General features: G+C 58.5%; 25 protein-coding genes. 9 read left to right on the top strand and 16 right to left on the bottom strand.

Annotated elements, in window-relative coordinates:
• Positions 1-11 precede the first annotated feature (11 nt).
• Complete coding sequence (locus ACR0CA_RS00680; protein WP_170399828.1) at positions 12-230, bottom strand: GTA head formation protein, RCAP_rcc01685 family; 219 nt, start codon at positions 228-230, stop codon at positions 12-14.
• The gene (locus tag ACR0CA_RS00675; protein WP_480897165.1) at positions 223-1,383 is read right to left on the bottom strand and encodes a phage portal protein; all 1,161 of its coding nucleotides are present in this window, start codon (positions 1,381-1,383) and stop codon (positions 223-225) included. The genes ACR0CA_RS00680 and ACR0CA_RS00675 overlap by 8 nt, the downstream gene beginning before the upstream one ends.
• 159 nt (positions 1,384-1,542) lie before the next feature.
• Between ACR0CA_RS00675 and ACR0CA_RS00670 the strand changes: the two genes are divergently transcribed.
• Positions 1,543-1,977, top strand: coding sequence for a hypothetical protein (locus tag ACR0CA_RS00670; protein ID WP_480897164.1), 435 nt, complete (start codon positions 1,543-1,545; stop codon positions 1,975-1,977).
• An 87-nt stretch (positions 1,978-2,064) separates the two neighbouring features.
• On the opposite strand, the gene ACR0CA_RS00665 is transcribed toward ACR0CA_RS00670, so the two are convergent.
• Entirely contained in the window at positions 2,065-3,351 is a 1,287-nt protein-coding gene (locus ACR0CA_RS00665; protein ID WP_480897364.1) for a DNA-packaging protein, read from the bottom strand.
• A gap of 557 nt (positions 3,352-3,908) precedes the next feature.
• Entirely contained in the window at positions 3,909-4,787 is an 879-nt protein-coding gene (locus tag ACR0CA_RS00660; RefSeq protein ID WP_170770504.1) for a DMT family transporter, read from the bottom strand.
• A gap of 372 nt (positions 4,788-5,159) precedes the next feature.
• Here ACR0CA_RS00660 and ACR0CA_RS00655 point away from each other — a divergent pair, with 372 nt between their 5' ends.
• Entirely contained in the window at positions 5,160-6,416 is a 1,257-nt protein-coding gene (locus ACR0CA_RS00655; protein ID WP_170782625.1) for a DEAD/DEAH box helicase, read from the top strand.
• Between the two features lie 39 nt (positions 6,417-6,455).
• On the opposite strand, the gene mltG is transcribed toward ACR0CA_RS00655, so the two are convergent.
• The 7 genes from mltG to fabD all read right to left on the bottom strand — a co-directional run bounded on the left by mltG (position 6,456) and on the right by fabD (position 12,770).
• Positions 6,456-7,616 carry an endolytic transglycosylase MltG gene (gene mltG, locus ACR0CA_RS00650; RefSeq protein ID WP_170770500.1) on the bottom strand — a complete coding sequence of 387 codons (1,161 nt, stop codon included), beginning with the start codon at positions 7,614-7,616 and terminating at the stop codon, positions 6,456-6,458.
• A complete protein-coding gene (gene fabF / locus ACR0CA_RS00645) occupies positions 7,617-8,882 on the bottom strand; it encodes a beta-ketoacyl-ACP synthase II (protein WP_170770498.1) in 1,266 nt (421 codons plus the stop codon).
• A gap of 185 nt (positions 8,883-9,067) precedes the next feature.
• Positions 9,068-9,811, bottom strand: coding sequence for a 1-(5-phosphoribosyl)-5-[(5-phosphoribosylamino)methylideneamino]imidazole-4-carboxamide isomerase (locus tag ACR0CA_RS00640; protein ID WP_170770496.1), 744 nt, complete (start codon positions 9,809-9,811; stop codon positions 9,068-9,070).
• A 118-nt stretch (positions 9,812-9,929) separates the two neighbouring features.
• Complete coding sequence (locus ACR0CA_RS00635) at positions 9,930-10,469, bottom strand: GNAT family N-acetyltransferase (protein ID WP_170782628.1); 540 nt, start codon at positions 10,467-10,469, stop codon at positions 9,930-9,932.
• A 141-nt stretch (positions 10,470-10,610) separates the two neighbouring features.
• Complete coding sequence (locus ACR0CA_RS00630; RefSeq protein ID WP_008756330.1) at positions 10,611-10,844, bottom strand: acyl carrier protein; 234 nt, start codon at positions 10,842-10,844, stop codon at positions 10,611-10,613.
• 208 nt (positions 10,845-11,052) lie between these two features.
• Positions 11,053-11,790 carry a 3-oxoacyl-[acyl-carrier-protein] reductase gene (gene fabG, locus ACR0CA_RS00625; RefSeq protein WP_170782629.1) on the bottom strand — a complete coding sequence of 246 codons (738 nt, stop codon included), beginning with the start codon at positions 11,788-11,790 and terminating at the stop codon, positions 11,053-11,055.
• Positions 11,791-11,831: 41 nt separating this feature from the next.
• The gene (gene fabD / locus ACR0CA_RS00620; protein ID WP_480897162.1) at positions 11,832-12,770 is read right to left on the bottom strand and encodes an ACP S-malonyltransferase; all 939 of its coding nucleotides are present in this window, start codon (positions 12,768-12,770) and stop codon (positions 11,832-11,834) included.
• Between the two features lie 171 nt (positions 12,771-12,941).
• Here fabD and ACR0CA_RS00615 point away from each other — a divergent pair, with 171 nt between their 5' ends.
• Positions 12,942-14,168, top strand: a complete 1,227-nt coding sequence (locus ACR0CA_RS00615; RefSeq protein WP_480897161.1) for a cytochrome b/b6 domain-containing protein — start codon at positions 12,942-12,944, stop codon at positions 14,166-14,168.
• Positions 14,169-14,236: 68 nt separating this feature from the next.
• Here the strand turns inward: ACR0CA_RS00615 and ACR0CA_RS00610 are convergent, their stop codons facing one another.
• The gene (locus ACR0CA_RS00610; RefSeq protein WP_170770485.1) at positions 14,237-14,809 is read right to left on the bottom strand and encodes a YceI family protein; all 573 of its coding nucleotides are present in this window, start codon (positions 14,807-14,809) and stop codon (positions 14,237-14,239) included.
• A gap of 126 nt (positions 14,810-14,935) precedes the next feature.
• Positions 14,936-15,454 carry a hypothetical protein gene (locus ACR0CA_RS00605; protein WP_480897160.1) on the bottom strand — a complete coding sequence of 173 codons (519 nt, stop codon included), beginning with the start codon at positions 15,452-15,454 and terminating at the stop codon, positions 14,936-14,938.
• Positions 15,455-15,739: 285 nt separating this feature from the next.
• On the opposite strand from ACR0CA_RS00605, the gene rpsF reads away from it, so the two are divergent.
• The 6 genes from rpsF to ACR0CA_RS00575 all read left to right on the top strand — a co-directional run bounded on the left by rpsF (position 15,740) and on the right by ACR0CA_RS00575 (position 19,446).
• The gene (gene rpsF / locus ACR0CA_RS00600; RefSeq protein ID WP_480694082.1) at positions 15,740-16,093 is read left to right on the top strand and encodes a 30S ribosomal protein S6; all 354 of its coding nucleotides are present in this window, start codon (positions 15,740-15,742) and stop codon (positions 16,091-16,093) included.
• A 28-nt stretch (positions 16,094-16,121) separates the two neighbouring features.
• The gene (rpsR, locus tag ACR0CA_RS00595) at positions 16,122-16,349 is read left to right on the top strand and encodes a 30S ribosomal protein S18 (protein WP_005608650.1); all 228 of its coding nucleotides are present in this window, start codon (positions 16,122-16,124) and stop codon (positions 16,347-16,349) included.
• A 12-nt stretch (positions 16,350-16,361) separates the two neighbouring features.
• Positions 16,362-16,985, top strand: coding sequence for a 50S ribosomal protein L9 (gene rplI / locus ACR0CA_RS00590; protein ID WP_170782632.1), 624 nt, complete (start codon positions 16,362-16,364; stop codon positions 16,983-16,985).
• 152 nt (positions 16,986-17,137) lie between these two features.
• Positions 17,138-17,614: a transglycosylase SLT domain-containing protein gene (locus ACR0CA_RS00585; RefSeq protein ID WP_170770479.1), complete on the top strand. Its 477-nt coding sequence runs from the start codon at positions 17,138-17,140 to the stop codon at positions 17,612-17,614.
• A 175-nt stretch (positions 17,615-17,789) separates the two neighbouring features.
• Positions 17,790-18,491: a LuxR family transcriptional regulator gene (locus ACR0CA_RS00580; RefSeq protein ID WP_170782633.1), complete on the top strand. Its 702-nt coding sequence runs from the start codon at positions 17,790-17,792 to the stop codon at positions 18,489-18,491.
• A gap of 97 nt (positions 18,492-18,588) precedes the next feature.
• A complete protein-coding gene (locus ACR0CA_RS00575) occupies positions 18,589-19,446 on the top strand; it encodes an acyl-homoserine-lactone synthase (protein WP_480897159.1) in 858 nt (285 codons plus the stop codon).
• Positions 19,447-19,539: 93 nt separating this feature from the next.
• Here the strand turns inward: ACR0CA_RS00575 and tig are convergent, their stop codons facing one another.
• From tig to ACR0CA_RS00560, 3 genes are all read right to left on the bottom strand, one after another.
• On the bottom strand, positions 19,540-20,871 hold the full coding sequence (tig, locus tag ACR0CA_RS00570; protein ID WP_170788826.1) for a trigger factor: 1,332 nt from the start codon (positions 20,869-20,871) through the stop codon (positions 19,540-19,542).
• A 184-nt stretch (positions 20,872-21,055) separates the two neighbouring features.
• A complete protein-coding gene (locus ACR0CA_RS00565) occupies positions 21,056-22,180 on the bottom strand; it encodes a porin (protein ID WP_480897158.1) in 1,125 nt (374 codons plus the stop codon).
• A gap of 291 nt (positions 22,181-22,471) precedes the next feature.
• Positions 22,472-24,067, bottom strand: a complete 1,596-nt coding sequence (locus ACR0CA_RS00560; RefSeq protein ID WP_480897157.1) for an NAD(P)H-hydrate dehydratase — start codon at positions 24,065-24,067, stop codon at positions 22,472-22,474.
• Between the last annotated feature and the right edge of the window lie 69 nt (positions 24,068-24,136).

Here is a 24,136-nt window from a genome sequence, read left to right as displayed (position 1 = left end):
AGCCTCTGATTTCACGGTGTCGCCGCAAGGAATGACTGAAACACCTGCGCCAGGATCACTGCCGCCACGCCATAGACCGTCAGCCACAACCGTTTCTCCAGCCGTTCCATCATCTCTTCGATCTGATCCAGCCTGCGGCACAGATGTGCGTGCTGGATCTCGGCCACTCTCTCATGCGCGGCCAGACGCAGGCCCGGCGCGCAATCGAACGGGGGATACCCCTCAGCCATCCGCGCGCTCCGGCAGCCCCAGCAAGGCGCGCTTTTCAGCGTCGGACAGGAAGTCGGCGCCATTGACCCGCGCCCATTGCGCATCGCGTTCCGCCGACAGCGCAGGCACCTGATCCAGATCGGGCTTCAGCACCAGATCCTCGCCCGAATACCCGGCCAGCCATTCCGACACCGCCGCCGCCACCCGCGTTACCAGAGGCAGCACGGTCAGGCGGTAAAACGCCCGATTGGCCTCTTGATAGTTCGAATAGGTCGCGTCGCCCTGTATCCCCAGCAACATCGGCGGGACACCAAAGGCCAGCGCGATCTCGCGGGCGGCGGCTTCCTTGGTCTTTTGAAACTCCATATCGGACGGCGAAAAGCCCATCGGCTTCCAATCCAGCCCCCCTTCCAGAACCATCGGACGACCTGCATTGCGCGCCCCGCGATAGTTCTGCTCGATCTCATCCGACAATCGCCGGAACTGTTCCTCGGCCATCACCCCATGGCCATCGCCCTTCCACACCAAAGCCCCCGAAGGCCGCGCCGCGTTGTCGAGCAGCGATTTTGACCACCGCGACGCGCTGTTATGCACATCAATCGCCATCGCCGCCGCCTGCATGGGCGAAAAGCCATAATGGTCATCCTGAGGGTGGAAAGATTTGATGTGACAGATCGCATCCGCAGGGAAGCGGTGTGTCTTGCCGCCCGCCGTGTAATCATACGCCTTGGGCCAACCATCCGCACCCGGCACCACGCTCATCCGGTCAGAACGCAGGACGTGCAGCTCAAGCGGCAAGCCTTCTTCGGCCTGCACGGCCTCGACATAGGCATTGCCCGACAGCAACAACTGCCCGAACAAAGCCTCCATCAACTCCGCCCGCCCCTGCGCCGCGTTAGGGCAACGCATCAACGACAGGATCGGATGCGCATCATAGCGCTGCGCCTGATCCTGCAGGACCAGAGGCAGCGCCGCCGCCGCCTCGGCAATCAGCTTGACCGACCGAAACCCCACCGGGTTGCCCGAAAACCCCGTGCGGGTCAACGACACCGCGTCCCGAGGGCTCCACGCCACGCGCCCGCCTGTCTGCCACGCCACCACGGGACCCGCCGCGCTGGCCTTCGCATCGGGCGCTTCGCCCGCCGATCCACGACGCAAGAAATCGAATACCATCTGTGCTCCTTTCTGCCGCTGCTCTGCCCGGCTTGTTGAAAGGAGTTATGCAGGAAAGAAGTTTAAGCCTTGGGAATGGGGCGTACGGGGGTTGGGCAACGGTGGCATTATCGTGTGGTTACGACGTTTTACCTGCCATGATAAAAACACGTGACATGAATGTCAGAAAATCTGTATCAACCTAACATGTTGATTGAGTTCTTTAAAAAAGTTGGCAGTTCGAAATGGTTGCCGTGGATCGGGTTAACTCCAATCCTGATTTTCTTAGTTTGCGCGATTATTGTCGGAGAAGGTCTCCTTGGTATCGCAGGTGTAGCCTTTTTAGCCAGCATGCCTTTAGGTGTCGCGGTGGGTGGGTTTGCCGCGCATCGTTTGAGCAGGAGATTGTTCCCACGTAAGCCCGATATCGAACAAAGGCTTACCCAATCGCTTTCGGCACTCGGGTTTCTTTCGTTGCCTTCTTTCGTCGGATGGGCGGCCAATTCTTACTTGGATGCAGGAATCGACATGTATTCTCTGAAAACACATTTGTTTTGGGCTTGCGTCGTAAGTGGCGGCTTTTTTCTGATCAATCCAAGTTCATCAAAGACTTAGCTTGTCGTTCGGTAAAAAAAACCAAAGCTGACAAATCCGAACGCCTCGCCTAGTCAAGCTGTGATGAACCAGACTTTCCAAAAGCCTTCACAAACTCCGCACCCTAGGCCTCCGATACCCCCCCGCAGGCCCCACAACCAACTCATGCAGCGCCCAGACCAGCGCGTCGACCCGGTCAGGCGAGCCCGGCCCCTCATACCCGCGCGCCGTCATCTGGCACATCTGTTCCTCCAGCGCGTCCAGCCCTGCCACATGGCTTACCCGTCCTTGTTCATACAGAGCCGCCACAGGCTCGGCTCGCGCAACCTTGCCGCGCGACGCCCGCACCGCACGGAAAGGGACCAGAGGGTCCAGCTGCCGCACGACCTCTTCCACCAGTTGCCCGCCCTGATTGACCTCGGCCACCAGCCGCTCGGCCCCGAATTCGTCCATCGCGTCAATTGCTGCGCGCGCCCAGCCCGCCGGGCCAACGCCCTGTACTGTGCGATCAGCCAGCACGTAGGTCCGCCATTCCTCGGGCGGCCCCTGTAGCTGAGCCCCCACAACCACGATCCCGCAGGCATCCGCACTGGACCCCGCCGTTACTGCCGGGTCCAGAGCCACCACGACACGGTCCAGTTCGGGCACAACCTCCACCCGCGCCGTATCCAGCATCGAGCCGGTCCACAGCGCGCCCTCGGCATCTGACAACAGCACTCCATCCAATTCCTGCCGCCCAAGCCGCGTGCCCGCGTAGCGCGCGCGCACTTCGGCCAAAAACGAGTCCGCCAGATTGGCCCGGTTCGCCTCGGTCGGCGCATGGGTTTGCACGGTGGAGGGCGACGCCAGCAGATCCTTCAAGACCTTCACATTGCGCGGCGTCGTGGTTACACAGACCCGAGGCTGATCGCCCAACCGCAATGCAAATTGCAGCATATCCCAGGTCTCGCCCGCCTTTTTCCACTTGGCCAACTCGTCCACCCAGGCCGCATCGAACTGCGGGCCCCGCAGCCCCTCAGGATCATGCGCCGAAAACGCCTGCGCCTCGGCCCCGTTTGGCCAGATCAGCTTGCGCTCCGATGCTTTCCACACCGGCCGACGATCCGGGGGCGAGCATTGCAATATGCCGCTATCGCCAAAGATCATCACATCGCGCACCTGATCAAAGGTCTCCCCAACCAGCGCCACCCGGCTGGCCTCGCCCTTGTCCAGCGGCTTGGACCCTTCGACCATCGACCGCACCCATTCTGACCCCGCCCGCGTCTTGCCAGCCCCGCGCCCGCCCATGATCACCCAGGACCGCCAGTCGCCCTCGGGCGGTAGTTGATGCGGCAGCGCCCAAAATTCAAACAGGAAAGGGAGGGCACACAGCCCCCCCTCCCCGATCTCACTCAGAAATCTGTCCCTCACCGCAGCATCGGCGGAGGCGAGCCAGCCTGCACCCGATTTCAAATCGAGCGCGCTCAAGGTCGAGCGCGTATCCCCCTTGGGCAATTCCGGCTTGTCTGTAATGTTGTTCGACAAAGCTTGTCTCCACTTTCTGACAACTTCGGATCAGCCCCTCTAACTGACCCAGTTGTTTTGCCGTTCCGGCAAGATCTGCATCCTCCCCGGTTCCGATTTGCCTGCGCAGTTCTTCTGCTGCTTGGCGCAAACCGCGAATAGATGTTTCCAGCGACTGCAACAGTTCCGCCGTCTGGGACATCCGCTCTTCCGGGGTAATTAAAGTCATGTGTGCCTGTGACCTCATGCGTGAGTTTTCTCCGCACGAGAGAAACGAAAAAACGACCGCCGGGTTGCCCCGCGGCCGTTGCTCATTTCTTCTAGCATGACACAATCAATACGACAAAAAGCACGCAAAGTCAATATGTTGCGCAACACCCATGCAACAGGAACCGCACTGCCTGTTAAGACTGTTGGCGTTTGATCTGTCTATCCAGCGGTAAACTCGCTCAACCCCGAGCGATCTCCAGCACAGCGGCACTCACAATCAGCACTGCCCCCGTGGCCTCGCGCAGTCCAAAGGGCTCGCCCGAAAATACAGCAGCCGAAATCAGGCCGACCACAACCTCGCTCATCAATAACAACCCCACCCGAGCCGGTGTCAGTAAGGTCGCGGGCCAGATCGTCAGAAAGATCATTGGCAGAGTGTACAGCACCGACAGTATCGCAATGGGCAGCACACCGACAATCGCGCTTTGCTCTTGCACTCCGCCCGCGCTGAACACCAGGCTGATCAGCGACAGCATCAGAGCCCCGGCAATAAACGCAAAAACCTGCCCCGGAACCGAAATGCCCGAGGAGCGATACAAACCCAGCGTGCCCACCGCCCAAGCCATGCCGGATACCAGCGCCGCCCAATCTCCGACATTGCTGGGCCAAGGGATCCCCTGACCGCTGCCAAGGACGATCGCCATGCCGCCTAAGCCACATATCAACCCCAAAACGCGAGTTCTGGTCAGATGCTCGCCTAGAAAAACCCGGCCTAAGATCGTGCCCCAAACCGGCGTCAGGTAAAACAGCAGGATGGCTCGAACGACATCCGTATAGACCAGACTGATCGTGAACAGACCAAAGGCCGCACCCGTGAACATGCCGCTGAACATCAAATCCTGCCAGCGCCGTGCCAAACCATGACGGTCGCGCCACAAAAGCGGCAAAAGGAAAAGCAGCGCTGCCGAATACATCACGATCCCCGGCCAAGCCCCTTCCAACCCCTGATCCACGAAGTAGCGGACAGGGATCCAGTACAGTCCCCACATCATACCGCCAAGAACCAGGGCACCACTGGCGAGCTTGAGGCTATGGCCCTGCTGTGCACTTCCCGTCATTCCCAACCCCAAACTTCGCCTCGCAATGTTACGACGCGCTGAACCGCCACTCGGAAATCGATGGCTCAAACTGATTGAGAACGCCAGCAGAATTTAGAACTCCGACCGCCAGTCCATCAGACAAATACTTGACAATGCCCGCGCCAACGCTCATGTGCCGTCCATCAGCGCCGCCGCGTGAGCATCCGGGCCTTTGCCCCCACGGCGCACCATATCTCTCCTGGTTCCCCTTCACGCAGGGTTCTTGATGCGATGGCCGGATGGCGCAGGATACGCCTGTGCGTCCCGAGGTCTCGCTAAACCCTGCCTGCCGCGCTTTTGCGCGGTCACACGCGTCCGCGCGCAAAGTTGCGGATATCAAAGGATTATTACGTGTTCGACTTCGACATGCTGGGCCTTGCCCCGGCTTTGAATGACGCCCTGAAACGGGCAAACTTTACTCAACCCACACCGATCCAAAACCAGGCCATCCCAATGGCGCTGAATGGACATGACATTCTTGGGCTGGCCCAGACCGGCACTGGTAAAACGCTGGCCTTTGGTCTGCCGCTGATTGATCACCTTCTGGCGCAACCGGCCAAACCTGCCCCCAAGACAGTCAAGGCGCTGATCCTTGCCCCGACGCGCGAACTGGTGAACCAAATCGCTGACAGCCTGCGTACCCTCACGCAAAAGACAAAACTACGCGTCGCCACCGTTGTTGGTGGGCAATCAATCGGCAAGCAGATTTCTTTCCTATCGCGCGGCACCGATATTTTGGTCGCCACCCCGGGACGACTGATCGACCTGATGGAGCGTGGAGCCGTCGATCTTGGTTCTGTGCGCCATCTGGTGCTGGACGAGGCTGATCAAATGCTGGACATGGGCTTTATCCACGCGCTCCGCAAAATCGCGCCCGCTTTGGGCACGCCGCGCCAGACGATGCTGTTCTCGGCCACTATGCCCAAGCAGATGGAGGAGCTAAGCCAGTCCTACCTCACCAACCCACAGCGCATACAGGTGTCGCCTCCTGGCAAGGCGGCGGACAAGATCACTCAGTCCGTGCACTTCCTGTCCCGCGCGGACAAGCCCCGCAAGTTGCGTGAAATCCTCTCGGCCGACTTGGACGCTCTGACGCTGGTCTTCTCCCGCACCAAACACGGGGCCGAGCGGTTGATGAAGGACCTCGTTCGGGATGGCTTCAACGCGGCCTCGATCCACGGCAACAAAAGCCAAGGTCAGCGGGATCGCGCCATCAAGGCGTTCCGCGCTGGCGAGATCAACATCCTCGTCGCGACGGACGTTGCCGCGCGTGGCATCGACATCCCCGGCGTAGCCTATGTGATCAACTATGACCTGCCCGAGGTGCCCGATAACTATGTCCACCGCATTGGTCGTACAGCCCGCGCGGGACGCGAGGGCGAAGGCATCGCCTTCTGTGCCCCGGACGAGTTGGACCAGTTGAAGCAGATCCAGAAGCTGATGAAGATCGACATTCCGGTCGCCAGCGGCACCATGCCCGAATTCGCCGAGCCCAAAAAGCCGCGCAAACAGGGCGGTTTTCGGGCGCGTAGGCCACAGGGGGGCAACACATCTTCCAAGCCTTCGGCGTCTAAACGGCGGCGTCCGCGCAGACGCCCCGCTGCGTAAAAAAGAAAGGGCCGCGATTTCGACGCGGTCCTTTTTTTCTTAGTTGCCCGAACTGTTTCTCTCGGCCTCAATCTCGCGCCACTTGGCGACGTTTCGATTGTGCTCGTCCAGCGTTTCGGCAAAAGCGTGCCCACCTGTTCCATCCGCGACGAAGAACACAAAGTTTGTCTCCTCCGGTGCCACGGCGGCCTCAAGACTGGCCAGCCCCGGATTGGCAATCGGGGTCGGTGGCAGACCGTCAATCACATAGGTATTCCAAGGTGTTGCGCGCCGCAGTTCACTGCGGCGCAAGCCACGCCCCAGCGTGCCCTTGCCCTCGGTCACGCCATAGATAACCGTCGGGTCCGTTTGCAGTTTCATACCCCGCTCCAACCGGTTCACGAAGACGCTGGCCACTTGCCCACGCTCATGCGGGACGCCGGTTTCCTTTTCGATGATCGAAGCCAGGATCAACATCTCTTCGGGGTTCGAGATCGGCAGATCATCCTGACGGCTTTCCCAGATCGCGTTGATCCGAAGTTGCTGCTTGTCCTGCATCCCCCTCAGCACGGCCGTCCGGTCGGCTCCGCGCGCGATGTCGTAGCTGTCAGGCGCCAACATCCCCTCGGCGGGTATCTCAGCCACCTCGCCCGTCAACGCGTCGATCTGCTTCAGCCCTTCGACCACCTGCCACGAGGTCACACCCTCGGCCACCGAAACACGATAGCGCGTATCCGCATCTTCGCGTTTCTCGACATAGGCGGCAGGCACCTCGTCCGAGGTCACATCAAAAGTCGCAATCTCATCAAAATCCAGCGTCGCCGGGTTCAGCTCGCGCACGCGGGTCTGAATTCGGGTGACGCCGATGCGATATTCGATCTCTGACCCGCAGGTGCTGGCACCGCTGCTGGTGATCTCATCTATGATCTGTTCCATCGACGCACCTTCGCGCACCAGAAAGCTGCCAGCCTTAAGCTGCGGCGCCTTGTCGGTGTAGTCTGCCGCCATCCGAAACAGCACGGCGCTGGTGATGGCGCCTTGCTCCTGCAGCTGTTGGCTGACCGCACCCATGTTCGAACCGCGCTGGACCTGAAGACAGATCGCAGTTTCAAGCGGGCCCGCGTTTTTGTAACGGGATTGCCCCCACAAGATCAGACCACCCATCAGGAACAAGCCAACCACCAAAACGGTCAGCATGTTCGATGCAAGGGCCCGCCACATTTAACTGACCTTTCCGAAGATCACGCTGGCATTGGTGCCACCGAACCCGAACGAGTTCGACAGCGCCACGTTGATCTCACGCTCGCGCTTGGCGTTGGGGGCCAAGTCAATCGGCGTCTCGACAGCCGGGTTATCTAGGTTGATCGTAGGCGGTGCAACCTGATCGCGGATTGCCAGGATCGAGAAGATCGCCTCGATCGCGCCCGCCGCGCCCAGCAGGTGGCCGGTCGCCGATTTGGTCGAGGTCATGGTCGCATTCGCCGCGTGATCGCCCAGCAGGCGTTCGACCGCGCCCAGTTCGATCGTATCCGCCATGGTCGAGGTGCCATGCGCGTTGATATAGTCCAGATCTTTCGGCTCCAGCCCGGCGCTGCGTAGCGCGGCTTTCATCGAGCGCTCGGCCCCGTCACCATCCTCGGACGGTGCGGTGATGTGATAGGCGTCACCGGACATGCCATAGCCCAGCACCTCGGCGTAAATCTTCGCGCCCCGCGCCTTGGCGTGTTCGTATTCTTCCAGCACGACAATGCCCGCACCTTCGCCCATGACGAAGCCGTCGCGGTCGATGTCATAAGGGCGGCTGGCTTTCTTGGGATCATCGGCATATTTGGTCGACAATGCCTTGCACGCGTTGAACCCGGCAATTCCAATCTCACAGATGCAGCCTTCGCCGCCGCCCGCAACCATGACATCCGCATCACCTGCACGAATGATACGGCTTGCATCGCCAATTGCATGAGCACCGGTCGAACAAGCAGTCACGACCGAATGGTTCGGCCCTTTGAACCCGCGACGGATCGACACCTGACCCGAGGCCAGATTGATCAGCGCGCCAGGAATAAAGAAGGGCGAAACACGGCGCGGGCCCTTGTCACGGATCAGATTCGCGGTATCCGCGATAGACCCAAGCCCACCAATACCCGAGCCTATCAGAACACCTGTGCTCAAGCGCGCTTCTTCGTCTTCGGGCATCCAGCCAGCATCTTCGCAGGCCATATCGGCAGCCGCAATCGAGTACAGGATAAAGTCCTCAATCTTGCGCTGTTCTTTCGGCGACATCCAATCGTCGGGGTTGAACGTTCCGTTCGTGCCATCACCGCGTGGAACCTCGCAGGCATAGGTCGTCGTGACCCCACTGCCTTCGGCATCAAACTGAGTGATCGGGCCCGCACCGGATTCTCCGTCCAACAGCCGCGACCAGGTTTCCTCGACCCCGCTGGCCAACGGAGTGACCAATCCCAGACCGGTTACAACGACTCTGCGCATGAAATGCCTCTTGCCTGCTTCGTGTTTAAGAAACGCTCATACCCCGGCGTAGGGGCCGGGGGCAAGAGCAAGGGCGCATTCAGCCCAGAACCAGTTATCATCATGTGCGTTGCACAGACACCGAAAAACAAAAACCGCCCCCTCAGGTCGTTTGAGAGGGCGGCAAATTCATGATGGAACCGATTTTACTGGAATTCGGCCACCGGCTCATGTGCGGTCGAGGCCACAGCCAGTGCATCCGACAGCTCCAGCGTCTTGCGGAACAACGCCCGCCCGACAATCGCTCCCGAAATATTGGGGATATAGGCCAGGCGCGAGATATCGTCGGCCGTGCGTACAACACCGCTGGCGATGACAGGCGTGCGCGATTTCTCGGCAACCCCCGAGATCAAACCCAACTGCGCCTCGACATCTTCCATGTCGCTGTCGATATCTGTCACCAGAATTGCGGCAAACGGAGTATCGGCGAAGGCTTCGATATAAGCTTCGGCGGTAAATGCGCTTTGACTGCGCCAACCTTCGGTCATCACGTGACCTTGCCAGATATCGACCGCCAGAACGATCTGGTCCGGATACAGCTTTGCCAGCTCTTTAACCAGATTAGGGTCCCAGGCGGCCAATGTACCGATGACGATCCGACCCGCGCCCTTGTCGATCCAATGTTCGACCTGCTCACGGGTGCGCATGCCGCCCGCCAACTGCACCGGGATCTCGGCCGAGCGGATGATCTCTTCGACCAGTTCCGCATTAGTATCACGCCCTTCGATGGCGTCGAAGTCCGTCAGGTGCATCCATTCCGCCCCTGCGGCAGCCCAGCTACGGGCTGTTTCGGCAGGGTTCACATGCCAGATCATAGCTTCGTCCAGGCGGCCCTTGTCCAGTGTGACGCACCGGCCGTTCTGCAATTCCATCGTTGGGTAAATCCTCATGAGCCTGATCCTCCGCTCAATCCTTGTGCTATACCCCAGTATCATAGCCGAAGAAATTACCCGTGCGGCAACCAGTTTCGGCAAACCACGGGCATTTTGCGGCATCGCAGCACGGGGATCAGTGACGTGTCGGTGGACCTGTCCGGCGCAGCAATTTGACCGACGTTCCTTGATAATCGCAGTCGCGCAGAGGCTGGTACCCCAGTTTTTCCGCCAATCTTTGCGAAGTCTCATTTTCGGAATTTATCATTGCAACCAATGGCCCCGGCATGATGCGGTCAAACCATTCATGCGCGGCCTGAGCGGCCTCAAGGCCCATGCCCTGTCCCTGAGCCTCGGGGGCCAGAACCCAACCTGCCTCGGGAAAACTGTCGAAATCCTCGCCCAACGCACGGTTGCCATAGAAAAAGCCGGCCTGCCCGATCATCTGCCGATTCGATTGCTGAATCACCGCCCACTGACCAAACCCGGCCATCTGCCAATGCCCGGCATTGCGCAAAAACGAATCCCACGCTTCGCCACGCGATCGCGGTTTGCCGCCAATATGCCGCACGACACACGGGTTACGCCAGATCTCGGCGAACCGGTTGAAATCCTCAGGCCGCATGGCGCAAAGCGTCAAGCGTGCCGTGTTTATCATCGGGGTGGATCGTATCATGCCCTGCCCGCTCTGAAATTTTTGCCTCAGCTGAAAGCGTGCGTGCGAAATGTACATCTGACAAGCCTGAATACGCGTCAGGCAACAAAAAACGGCGCCTCCGTTGCCCGGAAGCGCCGCTTTCATAAGATTTCGAAGGTCTTAGGACGCTTCAGATATGAATTTGACGGCGTCGCCAAAGGTCTGGATGGTCTCGGCTGCGTCATCAGGGATCTCGATGCCGAACTCTTCTTCGAAGGCCATAACCAGCTCAACGGTGTCCAGGCTGTCTGCGCCCAGATCGTCGATGAAGGAAGCGTTTTCCGCTACTTTGTCTTCTTCAACACCCAGGTGCTCAACAACGATCTTCTTAACGCGATCTGCGACGTCGCTCATGTCTATTCCTCATTCCATTTCAGGGCATAGTGCCCGGTTCTGCCCTTGCCCGCTCAGGCTGGCCTTGATGTGCCCGTCTGGGCGGTTTGGGTTCCCGATTGCCGGGAAACTAGAAGGCCGACCCTATGGCCGACCCCCGAATTGATGCGCCGCCTATAGCACAGACAACGCCCAAGGCAAACGCTTTCGCGCCTGCCCCGACAGGTGGTCACAACATGGCCATACCGCCGTTTACATGCAAGGTGGTTCCGGTCACATATCCGGCCTCGGGGCTGGCAAGGTACAGAACTGCCGCAGCAATTTCCGATGCATCCCCCATACGTCCGGCCGGGACCTGACCCAGAATGCCCGCCTTCTGATCGTCGGTCAGCTTGTCGGTCATCGCCGTAGTGATAAAGCCCGGAGCCACCGCATTGGCCGTGATTCCGCGACTTGCAACCTCGTATGCCAGCGACTTGGTCATCCCGACCATCCCCGCTTTGGACGCCGCATAATTCGCCTGACCGGGGTTGCCCGTCGCGCCCACCACAGACGAGATGTTGATGATCCGACCCCAACGCGCCTTCATCATGCCGCGCAGCACGCCTTTGCAAAGTTTCGCGGTCGAGGTCATGTTGACGTCGATTACGCTCTGCCATTCGTCATCCGACATACGCATGAACAGGTTGTCGCGGGTGATACCCGCGTTGTTGACCAGAATATCGACTGACCCCATCGCATCCGCCGCCTGCTTGGGCAGTGCGGCCACAGCCTCAGGGTCGCTCAGGTTACAGGGCAGCACGTGGGCACGGTCGCCCAACTCAGCGGCCAGCGCCTCAAGCGGTTCAATCCGTGTGCCGGACAGCGCCACCGTAGCACCGGCAGCGTGCAGAGAGCGCGCGATCTCACCACCGATCCCGCCCGAGGCACCGGTGATCAGTGCGTTCTTACCTGTCAAATCAAACATTCTCTTGTCCTTTTGCTACGCGCCACGCGGCGCGCGGTGTCTTACGATTCGGCTTGTGTCACATTCTGCACGTCATCCGGCGTGCCGACAGCTTTACCCGCGATCGAACGGTCGATTTTGCGGATCATCCCGGACAGAGCTTTCCCTGCCCCGATCTCCCACGTCTCGGTCACGCCCTGCGCGGCCATATACTGCACGCTTTCGCGCCAGCGGACCGAGCCGGTGACCTGCTCGACCAGCAACTGTCGGATCAGATCGGGGTCACTGACTGCTTCGGCGCGTACATTGGCAATCAGCGGCACGGCAGGCGCTTTGATTTCAACCCCTGCCAAAGCTTCGGCCATCACGTCGGCAGCAGGCTGCATCAGCGCACAATGGAAAGGCGCGCTGACAGGCAGCATGACGGCCCGCTTGGCGCCCTTTTCCTTGGCAATCTCGGCCGCACGTTCCACAGCAGCCTTCGCGCCCGAGACCACAACCTGCGTCGGGTCATTGTCGTTTGCCGCCTGACAAACCTCACCCTTCGCGGCCTCATCCGCCACGGCGCGCACTGCATCAAGGTCCAGCCCAAGGATCGCCGCCATCGCACCTTCGCCCACCGGCACGGCGCTTTGCATAGCCTGGCCACGGGTGCGCAGAAGACGCGCAGTATCTGCAACCGACAGCGCACCAGCAGCGGCCAGCGCGGAATATTCCCCCAGCGAATGCCCGGCCACAAAGGCTGCATCGGTGACTGAGACGCCCTCGGCCTCCAGCGCCCTCATTGCCGCCATTGACGTTGCCATCAACGCAGGTTGTGCGTTTTGGGTCAGGGTCAATTCAGCAATATCGCCGTCCCAAATCAGGCCGCTCAGCTTTTCGCCCAGGGCTTCGTCCACTTCGTCGAACACCGCCTGAGCAGCGGGGTAAGCCTCGGCCAGAGCTTTGCCCATTCCGATGGTCTGGGCGCCCTGCCCCGGGAAAACAAATGCGCGTGTCATTGCAACCTCTTGGATGACGTTAGGTTGCGGCGGGGTGTAAACTGTGTGATCGCGCGGCACAAGCATTGCCTGATCTCTGCACAAAGGCACCGTATCTGTGCGCCCTGCGCCCTTGAGTCCTGCCCTCACGGCGATAGGTTGAACCCAACCATCTTTTCGCCGGAGCACCCGATGCCCTCGACCAACACGTTTTCCAGCTATGGCAGCGTCACCAAGACCTTCCACTGGCTGACCGCCCTGCTGATCTTCACCGCCTTTCCGCTGGGCTATTTCGCCAATGATCTGGCGCAGGCCATTTATGACCCGAACATCCCGACGACCGAGGATGACATCACCCGCGCGGCGCGCCTATTCTCACTGCACAAAACATTGGGCGTTGCCGTCTTTTTCGTAGCCCTTGCTCGCATTCTCTGGGCCCTGACCCAAACCAAACCCGGCCTACTGAACGCCGACAATAAGCCCGAGGCCTTTGCTGCCGAAACCGTGCATTGGCTGCTTTACGGCTCGTTGGTGCTGGCACCGCTGACCGGCTGGATACACCACGCCGCAGCCGAAGGGTTCGCGCCGATCCTTTGGCCCTTTGGTCAAAACCTGCCGCTAGTCCCCAAATCCCAGCATCTGGCCGAATTCACCGCCAGCCTGCACTGGCTGTTCGTCTGGACCCTAGGTGGCGCGCTTGTGCTGCATATTGCCGGGGCGCTGAAACACCACGTCATCGACAAAGACAGCACATTGCGGCGTATGCTGCCTGGCTCAGCCCAGGCCCCCGAGCCCCCGGCCCAACACCATTCGAAGACACCCGCGCTTGCCGCGCTCGTCGTCTGGGGTGCGGTTTTGATCGGCGGCTGGGGCATCGGCGCGTTCAGCCATCACTCTTACGCTCAGGGCGAAGCCACGGCACTGGCCGAAGTCCAATCGGACTGGCAGGTTCAGGAAGGAACTCTGGGCCTTACCATCAACCAGCTGGGTAGCCCAGTCACCGGTAGCTTCCAGGACTGGACGGCCGCCATAGCCTTTGATGAGCCCGCCGAGCCCGGCTTGGCCGGTTCGGTCGAGGTGACGATCTCAATCCCGTCGCTCAGCCTAGGCACGGTCAGTGATCAAGCTATGGGCGCGGATTTTTTCGACAGCGCACAATATCCCACGGCGCTGTTTAAGGCAGATCTATTCAAAACCGAAACCGGGTATGAGGCACGCGGCCCCTTGACCATCCGCGACAAGTCCTTGGACGTTGTGCTGCCGTTCACTTTGGATTTGCAAGGCGACACCGCGACGGTTTCTGGTGAATTGGAGTTGAACCGCATGGATTTCGATGTGGGCACATCGCAACCCACCGAAGCTTCACTGGGCTTCGCAGTCACTGTAAGCGTCGAGCTGACTGCTACGCGCGGTGAATAGCGGCGAACAAACGAAAACCGCCGGGGCAAAAAGCTCCGGCGGTTTCGATTCTAGAATAGTAGCCTTATTTACTCGGCTTTCTGCGCCTCGACCGAGATCTGAACATTAACCTCGTCACCCACGAAGGGTGCGAACTGGCCCAGATCGAAATCGCTGCGGATCAGAGTGGTCGTCGCGTCGAAGCCAGCCCACGGCTTGCCTGCCATCGGATGCTCACCCGCCTGGTTCAGCTTGGCGTCCAGTACGACCGATTTGGTTACACCATTCATGGTCAAATCGCCGGTGATATTGGCGGTGTTCTCGCCTGTCACTTCGATGCTGGTAGACGTGAAGGTGACAAGATCGCCTTCAGCGGCACCGAAAAAGTCTTCGGTCATGAAGTGATCTTCGCGCGGTTTCCAGCCCGTGAACATCTCGATAACGGGCATCGAAACCGTCACGCTGGACGCAGCCGGGTTTTCCTTGTCGAACAGGATCTCGCCTTCAAAGCCCGAGAACATGCCATAGGTGGTCGAAAAACCAAGGTGGTTATAGTTGAAAATGACCTGGCTGTGGCTTGGGTCCAGAACGTATTTCTCGGCACTTGCAAACGCCGAAGTCGCCGACACGGCCAGTGCAGCAGCAAGAAGGATGGGTTTCATGACAAACTCCGCAATGTTGTGGATGCAAACCTGTTGGGTTGCTCGGTAACGAAAATGTGCCGCCAAGGGGCGGCACACAAGCTTTATTCGCTCACAACTTCTGTTCCTATATGAACAGAATAAAATTCAGGCGAAGATTGTTACACTTCCACTCAATTGACCCTTGAGCGCTCGGCTGACATCCGCCGACTGCAGGGGCAGCTTCATCAGCAGGCTGCCATCGACATCAAACAGTTCGACCTGATCATCGCTGAATTTGGCACCGCCTAGCGTGTCATAGCTGCGGCGCAGAACCGTTTGCGGGCGGCCGTTTTCGTTCTTTTGCAGAACGCGGACTTCGCGACGGATCGGGTCAAAATAGGCATCGGGACGCGAGTCCAGCAGCTGAATGGTCAGCAGACTGACACCAACGATCAGGAAAGCAAGCGACGCTGCCATCTTGATCGGCCAAACTTCGGCGGCCATGGCCGAACCCGGTGCCAGCCACATGGAAAAGGACATCACGATCAGAAAGGCACCAACCATGCGCGCCAAAATCATGCGCACTTTCCAGTTCGGAGCGAATGTGATCAGTACTGGAACGGATTTCTCAAAACGCGCGCCGGTCGCCGACTGTTCAAGTGTATTCGTATTCATCGCGGTCATTTCTCTCACCCTGTTTCTCAGGTTGCCGTCGTGGGTCCGGTGTGTCCGGTCTGTCCCCGGTATGAAATTCAAGATCGACTTGAAAAGCGTCAGGAATTGGGCGGTGCAAAGGAAATAGCAGGACTTCACCAAGGCACGTGTGTCAGGTCTTGCCCCGCCGCCATAAACGTGTATACGGGGCCATCCTTCGCTAATCACATGAATCGCGCAGCCTCTCGTGGCAGGGTCGCGAAGGACCAAACGGCCCCGCCTATGAAATGCGCCTTGATATAAACAGGAGTGCACATGCCACTGTATGAGCATGTAATGATCGCGCGTCAGGATCTGTCCAACGCGCAGGCAGAAAGCCTTGTCGAACATTTCGGCACTGTTCTGGCTGACAACGGCGGCAGCGTCGTCGAAAGCGAGTACTGGGGCGTCAAGACGATGGCTTACAAGATCAACAAGAACCGCAAAGGCCACTATGCCTTCCTGAAAACCGACTCGCCTGCTGGCGCGGTTCAGGAAATGGAGCGCCTGATGCGCCTGCATGAAGACGTCATGCGTGTTCTGACCATCAAGGTCGACGAGCATGCCGAGGGCCCTTCGGTCCAGATGCAGAAGCGCGATGAGCGCGAAGGCCGCCGCGAGCGCCGCTGATCAACGCCTGACGAAAGGACACCAAACCATGGCCGCAAAACCATTTTTCCGCCGCCGCAAGGTCTGCCCGTTCTCGGGCGAGAACGCGCCGAAGATCGACTATAAAGACACTCGTCTGCTGCAGCGCTACATCTCTGAGCGTGGCAAGATCGTTCCCTCGCGCATCACCGCCGTTTCGGCGAAAAAGCAGCGTGAACTGGCCCGTGCTATCAAGCGCGCCCGCTTCCTCGCCCTGCTGCCCTACGCCGTGAAGTAAGGAGAGACTGATATGCAAGTTATCCTGCTGGAACGCGTTGCGAAACTGGGTCAGATGGGCGACGTCGTTGACGTCAAGCCCGGCTACGCCCGCAACTTCCTGCTGCCCCAAGGCAAAGCTCTGAGCGCATCCGAGTCGAACATCGCCTCGTTCGAAGCCCGCAAGGCGCAGCTTGAAGCGCACAACCTGGAAACCAAGAAAGAAGCTGAAGCACTGGCTGAAAAGCTGGACGGTCAGCAGTTCATCGTGATTCGCTCGGCGTCGGATGCCGGTGCTCTGTACGGCTCGGTCACTCCGCGTGACGCTGCAGAGGCCGCGACCGAAGCTGGCTTCACCGTCGACAAGAAACAGATCGCCCTGATCGCACCGATCAAGGAGCTGGGTCTGCATTCGCTGGCAGTCAAACTGCACCCCGAGGTCGAAGTTGAAATCAAGATGAACGTCGCCCGTTCGGAAGAAGAAGCCGAACTGCAAGCTTCGGGTAAATCGATCCAGGAACTGGCCGCTGAAGAAGAAGCCGCCGCAGAATTCGAAATCGCCGAGCTGTTCGACGATATCGGTTCCGCCGCGTCTGACGACGAAGACCTGATTGCCGAAGAAGCACCGGCTGCGGAAGAAGACGACGCGAAAGCGTAACCTTCAACCTGCGAACTTCGAAAAGGCCGCGCCATTTTGGGCGGCCTTTTTTCATGCACGAACTGGGCGGCATAATTCAGCCTGAATTTCCAGCTACCCTTGCGGCCAGAGACAAGTTTCCTAGTATTTAGTCCAAAATTCCGGAGCCCTTGATGACTCAGATCCCGCGCCGCAGTGTCTTAGCCCTTCTTCTTGCCGCGCCGCTGGTGGCTTGCGGCACCCCCGACACACCGACGCGTGCGGCCTTTGATCCCCCGCTTTACCCGAACGAAACGCCCGAGCTGCGGGCATCGATCAATAAATGGGCCGATCACTACGAATTGCCGCGCGAGCTGGTGCACAAACTGGCTATTCGCGAAAGTACGCATCGCCCCTGGGCCGTGAACCGACCCTATTACGGGCTGCTGCAAATCCTTCCGGCCACTGCACGGTCCATGGGCTACCAGGGCGATCCGCAGGGGCTCCTCGACGCCGACACCAATTTGGAATTTGCCGGCAAGTACCTGCGCGGCGCATGGCTGCTGTCCGACGGCGATCAGCAACGCGCGATCTTTCTCTATGCCAAAGGCTACTGGCCCGAGGCAAAAGCACGCGGATTGTTGGTTGAAACAGGGTTGGTTCCCGAATAGCCGTCCGAGGCTGCCGAAAACCTTGTATTAATGCGTTATGACGTCGCGAATGGCGGATAATAACACTACACATGTGAACAAACTGCTTGCGCGCTGCCTTACGCCTCGTAAGATTTACTGAACATTAACGCCGTTAACCTCTGAACCGAGGTTAACCTCCGTAAAGGTTGAAAAGTTGAAGCTGATCGACTTGGCCGCTATCGACCACGAGGAAAAGTCAGCCGCTGACATAATTGACGCGGTTTGTTCCGAGCTTGGCTTTGATTACGCATCCTATGCGACATTCAACCCCGTTAAGGGAGATGTTCAAGGCTACGCGAACTATCCTGACGAATGGAAGATTCACTATGGTACGCAGGGTTTTCATAAATTTGACCCGACTTTGTATCAATCCGTGCTCAGTATCGCCCCCGTAGACTGGGGTCGCTTTAACCATGATGACAAGTTCCACACCGTGTTTCGGGACGCCCATGACTTTGGCATCACGACCCGAGGCCTTTCGGTTCCGGTGCGCGGCCCTTACGGCGAATGCGGGCTGCTGAACGTAACGCGTGACTGCTCGGACGACGAATGGGACAAGCTCAAGCGGCACGTGATGGGGGACCTGCAACTTGCCGCCGTACACGCCCATGACACGGTCATGCAGTCGGGTTTGTTGGGCAAAGCACTATACCTACCTGCCCTGTCAACGCGCGAGAAAGAGATCCTTCAATGGGCGGCCGTGGGTAAATCTCAGCAGGATATCGGTGATATCCTGTCCATCTCGCACCGGACCGTCGAAGTGCATATGCGGTCAGGGCGGGAAAAACTAGGCGCATTGACCACGCCGCAGGCGATCGGACGGGCCGTTAGTCTCGGCCTGATAGCTCCCGGTTAACAAAAAAACTAAAATTCTACGGGAATCCCCTAATAGTCTCAGATCACAACTTTGTTAATCCTCTGTTCACGGTAACCAATCTGTAGGGGGATGGAACATGATCATCGTGATTGATGGGATGAACCAACACAAATTCAAAGACATCTTGGATGAGATGTATCAACTGCGCGCACGGGTCTTCGGCGACCGCTTGGGATGGGACGTAACCATCCAGGACGGGCGAGAGATCGACAGGTTCGATACGCTCAATCCTGCACACGTGGTCAGTCTGAACGACGAGGGGAACGTCGTTGGCTGTATGCGTCTGCTGCAGACCACAGGGCCTCATATGCTGGCCGATGTGTTTAACGCGATCCTGGATGGCGAGCCGCCTGTGCGCAGCGCCCAGATTTGGGAGGCAACCCGGTTTTGTGTCGACACTAAAAAGTTGGGGCGCGGGAGGGGTGAGAATTCGGTCTCCTATGTCACCAGCGAGGTCATGATCGGTTCGTTCGAATACGCCAAGACAGCCGGAGTGCTGGACTCGATCGCTGTTATCGACCCGGTGATGAACCGCGTCCTGCAACGATCCGGGAACGCGCCTTATGACTATCTGGGCACCGCGAAACCCATGGGGAAAGTGGTGGCGATGGCCGCCCTCATGGATTGCTCGGACGAGCGTATTTCAGGAATTCGCGACTATGCTGGCATCGCCCATGACGTGTTTCTGACCGACGAACAAGCGCTCCAGCTTTTCGCCAAGTCCAACGTCAAACCACAACCCAAACCCGCAAACTTCGATCACAAGCCACTGAGTCAAATGGAAAAATACTTCGTAGAACAAATGAGCGCCGCAACCACCCAGGAAGAGGTCAATGCCGTATTGCGCTTGATAGAAGAACTCTCGGACAAGTTCACACCCGAGCAGAAGATAGCCCTGATGCGTTCCCCCCGTGCTCTAGCTCATGGGGCCTGACCCCCTCACCTCAGAAGTTAGAGCCACTTAGTCGGAGCCGCCTTTATCAGGCGGCTCCGTATTCTTTTGCCCGGCTACGCGGGCGACAAGGGATTATTCCTCGTCCAGCGCCTCAACGGCTTTTTGCAAGTCGTCTTTGCTGACTTCCTTGTCAGCAACCTGAGCCAGCTCGACGATATAGTCGATGACTTTGTCCTCGAAGATCGGCGCGCGCAGTTGCTGCTGCATCTGGGCATTCTGCTGCACGAACTCAAAGAACTGACGTTCTTGACCAGGGTACTGACGCGCCTGATTCATGATCGCCTGTGTCATCTCGGCATCGGTGACTTCAACCTCGGCCTTCTGGCCCAGCTCCGCCAACAGCAGACCCAGACGCACGCGGCGCTCGGCCAGTTTGTTGTGCTCGTCGGTGGGCTCGATCGGGTCGTGATCGTGGCCTTCGACATCGGGGTTTTCCTCGTGCCACAGCTGGTGCGCGATTTGCTTGGCTTCAGCTTCTACCAGCGACGGCGGCAGGTCGAACGACACCTTCTCATCCAGCACGTCCAGCAGAGCGCGCTTCATCACGGCCCGCGATGCGCCGTTATATTCGGCTTCAAGACGCTCCGAAATCTGACCCTTCAGCGCATCCAGATCTTCGGCACCGAATTTGGTGGCCAACTCGTCGTTGATCTCGGCGGCGACAGGCTCTTTCACTTCTTTGACGGTGCAGGTGAAAACAGCTTCCTTACCGGCCAGATGCTCGGCACCGTATTCGGTCGGGAAAGTGACGTTGACGTCTTTTTCCTCTTCGGCTTTCACACCAACCAGCTGTTCTTCAAAGCCGGGGATGAAGCTATTCGAGCCCAGAACCAGCGGGTAGTCCTCGGCCGAACCGCCTTCGAATTCTTCGCCGTCTACTTTGCCAACGAAGTCGATCACGACCTGATCACCGTCCTTGGCTTTCGAACCTTTACGGCGCGCTTTGAAATCCTGCGCGGTTTCAGCCAGGTTGTTCAACGCTTCTTCGATCGCCGCGTCGTCGGCTTTGACGACCAGCTTTTCCAGTTCGACCGATTTCAGGTCAACTTCAGGAATGGCAGGCAGCGCCTCATAGGACATCTCGACATGGACGTCGTCGCCTTCTTTCCAGTCCTCGTTGGTCATCTTGACCTCGGGCTGCAGCGCAGGACGGTCACCGCTATCCTCAAAGTGCTTATTCATCGCACCGTCGATGCTTTCCTGCATCGCTTCACCCAGCAGGCGCTGGCCGAACTGCTTTTTCAGCAGCGCCATCGGCACTTTGCCTTTGCGGAAACCTTTCATTTCGATTTCCGGCTGTGCCTCGACCAGTTTTTCATTCACTTTGTCGTCCAGCTCAGTTGCGGAAACGACAATATTGTAACCGCGTTTCAGACCTTCGTTCAGCGTCTCGGTAACCTGCATTATGGTAGTCCCCATAGGATTCGGGGCGCGCAAAACGGCGCGCCGGGCAAATTTGAGGCCTTCTATTTGCCCTGCCCCCAACGTGCAAGGGGCAACTGCCCGATCAGCCTTGTTTTGCCGCGGATTTGAAGAAAAAACGCCCCGGACTGGGCCGGAGCGTTTGTTGTTGGCTGCAACTGTCGTCTCAGAACCGCCAGCGCGCGCCCAGAGCCCAGGCTTCGTTCTCGTCGAAATCGACCATATCGTCAAAATCGTGGCGGCGGTATTTCAGATATGCATCCGTGTTGATGCTGTCGATCCGCTGCACAACCGCGATGCCCCAGGATTTGGTGCTTGATCCTTCATTCTGGAAATCGGATCCGTCGAAATAGTCGATCCCGATACCGGTTTGCCCCCAAGACACCCAATCGGTCTCATAGGCGATCTTTGTGTACCAATAATCCGGATCGCTAGCCCCGTCAGAGGTATTGTCCCGCGTCCCCAGAGCCGCTGTGAAACTGAACCCGCTCGGCAGCAGCACCGAGGCCGATCCGATCGTATCCCGACGTTCACCTGACCCATCATCAAAGTCGCGCACCGCATAGGCGATTGTGGCCGCAAACTCGATCCCATTTGTGAAGGTGTTTCCGTAAGATACTGCAATATCGTAATAATCGTCGTCGTCACTGCTGGACAAAATATTCTGACCATAGGCGATAGCGCCCGAGAACCCATTGTAACTAGGCGTGTCATAACGGATACGCCCGCGCCGCGCCCCGTCAAAGTTGTCGGCGGAATCTCCAACCGTGATGTCGCTCAGTATCCCGTCGGGCTGGCGATAGAAAAAGGCACCGTTCTCGTCATTGGTGAACGAATACAGCACAGTGCCAACATAGGACAGATCAACCTCGGCCGCGCCATCGGACGCCATGCTGCCCTGCCCTGCCGAGAATTTGCCATAGCTGCCTTTCAGGGCGAAATCGACGTGGCGAATATCTTCGCGCGACCAGCCATCATTATTGGTGCCGTCCTGATTGGCCGAACCGGTGCTGGGCAGCCCCAATCCGGTTTCAAACCAGAACGTGAACTCGTTGCTGCCATAGGGCTGCATCAGGCGAAGCCCCACACGGCTGTTCGACAGATCATTGTCGAGTAAACGGGTTTCCGTTTCTTCCCCGTCATCTACCGAGACGATGACCGGGTGAATCTGGCCGTAGAGCTCGACATAGCCGCCGCTGTTATTGTCGTATCGCAATTGCGCCATTGCCGGAACGGCAGTCGCTACGGCCAACACTGCAGCCAGAGAATGAATTCTAAAATTCTGGGTCATTTCAGTCACCATGAGAAAAACTGTTTTGGCGCTGCTCAATTTTTTGTCTTCTACCTGCCTAGGACGGGCGCTGAACGCACAAGTTGATGCCTATTGCCTTCCGTAACGTACCTCACACCGCGTCCTTGAAATCTGACTTCTTTTTAAATTCTTACTTCTCGCAAAACCTGACTTTGCTTCCAGGTTGGTTCGTCCCAAGGCACAGACACAATTGTCGATTGGTCAGCTTCACCCTTCAGACGGCCATTACCAGTGCAGCAACCAGCGTTTGACGACACTTCGAATATACAATCATATATCTATGTTTTTCAATACATATGGCAGTTGCTCAGGCAAATCCTCGGCAATCAAGCCCGGCCCAAAGCTGCGCGCACATTCCACATGCAACCACGCCCCAGTTTCCGCAGCCTGCATGGGCGCGAACCTTCGGGCCAGCAAACCGGTGATGAACCCGGCCAGCACATCTCCAGACCCCGCCGTTGCCAACCAAGGGGCAGAACGGTCATAAAAAGCCGCATTGATCGAGCATCTACCATCCGGCGCCGCAATCACCGTATCCGGCCCCTTGAAAAGCACCACACACCCGGCACGCTTGGCCGCCTCTCGCGTGGCATCCACCTTCGAATAAGCCGGTCCCTTTGTCGGCGTCGCCGCCAGCTTTTCGGTGATATCCGGGAAGAGCCGCGCAAACTCGCCCCCATGCGGGGTCAGAACGCAATTCTCGTGCAACTGCCCTAACAGGGCCGCCGGATCATCTGCAAACGCCGTCAGAGCATCCGCATCCAGCACGGTGGCACGCTTGGCCTGCAACACAACCGGCACCAGTTCGCGCGCCCGCTCCAACCCCATTCCCGGCCCAAGGCAGAGCGCATTCAACCGCTCGTCGCCCAGCACAGCCGCAAGCCCCTGGGGCCCATCAACCCGCTGCAACATGAGGGCCGTCACCTGCGCCGCCACCTCCATCTGAGCCGAACCTGGCACCCCAAGCGTCACCAGCCCCGCCCCAATCCGCAAAGCGCCCCGCGCCGCCAATCGCGCAGCGCCGGTTTTAGCCGCACCGCCCGTGAGGATAAATGCGTGGCCGTGGGTGTATTTGTGGTCTGCGCGCCCCTTGAACACGCGCTTTGGAGCACCTTCGATCATTTTCAAAACCGGGCGCTCGGCCTGACTATTCCAATGCTCCGCCAACCCGATGGACTTGACGATCAAGCGGCCCGATTGGATGGCCCCGCGATCAAGAAAATGTCCACGCTTTGCAAGGTGAAATGCGACCGTCAAGGAGGCCACCGCAAACGGACCGAGTGACTTACCGCTATCAGAACAAAGCCCAGACGGGGTATCAACCGCGATAACTTTAACGCCCCCTAGCGCAATCCACGCATCCAAGTACTGCAAGACCTGCCCTAGTTCTCCTTCAACGGGACGCGCCAAGCCCGTACCGAAGACCGAATCCACGACGATGTCGGGCTTTGCCGCATTTTGAAGTGCGCCCTGTTTGCTCAAATGCTGAACAGCCCCCAACTCCACCCACCGCCCATAGTTCTCCCGTGCATCCGGCGGCAGTTTCTCGGCATCTCCATACAGAAACACGTCAACTGCCCACCCCAACCCATGCAAAAGCCGCGCTACAACAAACCCGTCACCACCGTTGTTCCCTGGCCCGCACAGCACCACAGCGCGCAGCGGATCCTCTTCATCTGGCCGCAAATATCCCGGGGAGCGCGAGGGGCTGGCCCCTCGCCTGTTCAACTCCGGCCATTCCTCAAAAATAGCCTCGACAACACCCTGCCCGGCGCGCTCCATCAACTCCAGCCCAGTGACTTCACCAGACTCAATTGCTGCCTGTTCAATGGCCCTCATCTGCGCCGCAGTCAGCAATTCTGTCATCTCAAAAACCCAACTCGATTCAATTCTGATTACTTTTTGAGCAAGTCGAACAAAAAGTAATCTATCACT

The sequence above is a fragment of the Ruegeria sp. F12 genome (genome assembly GCF_056533885.1).
The sequence above is the reverse complement of the archived record's forward strand: the minus strand, read 5'-3'. Positions and strand labels throughout refer to the sequence as shown.

Bases quoted from the DNA above. Each gene is read 5' to 3' on its own strand.
- ACR0CA_RS00680 (WP_170399828.1), bottom strand. From the start codon at position 230: ATGGCTGAGGGGTATCCCCCGTTCGATTGCGCGCCGGGCCTGCGTCTG.
- ACR0CA_RS00675 (WP_480897165.1), bottom strand. From the start codon at position 1,383: ATGGTATTCGATTTCTTGCGTCGTGGATCGGCGGGCGAAGCGCCCGAT.
- ACR0CA_RS00670 (WP_480897164.1), top strand. From the start codon at position 1,543: ATGTCAGAAAATCTGTATCAACCTAACATGTTGATTGAGTTCTTTAAA.
- ACR0CA_RS00660 (WP_170770504.1), bottom strand. From the start codon at position 4,787: ATGACGGGAAGTGCACAGCAGGGCCATAGCCTCAAGCTCGCCAGTGGT.
- mltG (WP_170770500.1), bottom strand. From the start codon at position 7,616: ATGTGGCGGGCCCTTGCATCGAACATGCTGACCGTTTTGGTGGTTGGC.
- fabF (WP_170770498.1), bottom strand. From the start codon at position 8,882: ATGCGCAGAGTCGTTGTAACCGGTCTGGGATTGGTCACTCCGTTGGCC.
- ACR0CA_RS00640 (WP_170770496.1), bottom strand. From the start codon at position 9,811: ATGAGGATTTACCCAACGATGGAATTGCAGAACGGCCGGTGCGTCACA.
- ACR0CA_RS00635 (WP_170782628.1), bottom strand. From the start codon at position 10,469: ATGATACGATCCACCCCGATGATAAACACGGCACGCTTGACGCTTTGC.
- ACR0CA_RS00630 (WP_008756330.1), bottom strand. From the start codon at position 10,844: ATGAGCGACGTCGCAGATCGCGTTAAGAAGATCGTTGTTGAGCACCTG.
- fabG (WP_170782629.1), bottom strand. From the start codon at position 11,790: ATGTTTGATTTGACAGGTAAGAACGCACTGATCACCGGTGCCTCGGGC.
- fabD (WP_480897162.1), bottom strand. From the start codon at position 12,770: ATGACACGCGCATTTGTTTTCCCGGGGCAGGGCGCCCAGACCATCGGA.
- ACR0CA_RS00615 (WP_480897161.1), top strand. From the start codon at position 12,942: ATGCCCTCGACCAACACGTTTTCCAGCTATGGCAGCGTCACCAAGACC.
- ACR0CA_RS00610 (WP_170770485.1), bottom strand. From the start codon at position 14,809: ATGAAACCCATCCTTCTTGCTGCTGCACTGGCCGTGTCGGCGACTTCG.
- ACR0CA_RS00605 (WP_480897160.1), bottom strand. From the start codon at position 15,454: ATGACCGCGATGAATACGAATACACTTGAACAGTCGGCGACCGGCGCG.
- rpsF (WP_480694082.1), top strand. From the start codon at position 15,740: ATGCCACTGTATGAGCATGTAATGATCGCGCGTCAGGATCTGTCCAAC.
- rpsR (WP_005608650.1), top strand. From the start codon at position 16,122: ATGGCCGCAAAACCATTTTTCCGCCGCCGCAAGGTCTGCCCGTTCTCG.
- rplI (WP_170782632.1), top strand. From the start codon at position 16,362: ATGCAAGTTATCCTGCTGGAACGCGTTGCGAAACTGGGTCAGATGGGC.
- ACR0CA_RS00585 (WP_170770479.1), top strand. From the start codon at position 17,138: ATGACTCAGATCCCGCGCCGCAGTGTCTTAGCCCTTCTTCTTGCCGCG.
- ACR0CA_RS00575 (WP_480897159.1), top strand. From the start codon at position 18,589: ATGATCATCGTGATTGATGGGATGAACCAACACAAATTCAAAGACATC.
- tig (WP_170788826.1), bottom strand. From the start codon at position 20,871: ATGCAGGTTACCGAGACGCTGAACGAAGGTCTGAAACGCGGTTACAAT.
- ACR0CA_RS00565 (WP_480897158.1), bottom strand. From the start codon at position 22,180: ATGACCCAGAATTTTAGAATTCATTCTCTGGCTGCAGTGTTGGCCGTA.
- ACR0CA_RS00560 (WP_480897157.1), bottom strand. From the start codon at position 24,067: ATGACAGAATTGCTGACTGCGGCGCAGATGAGGGCCATTGAACAGGCA.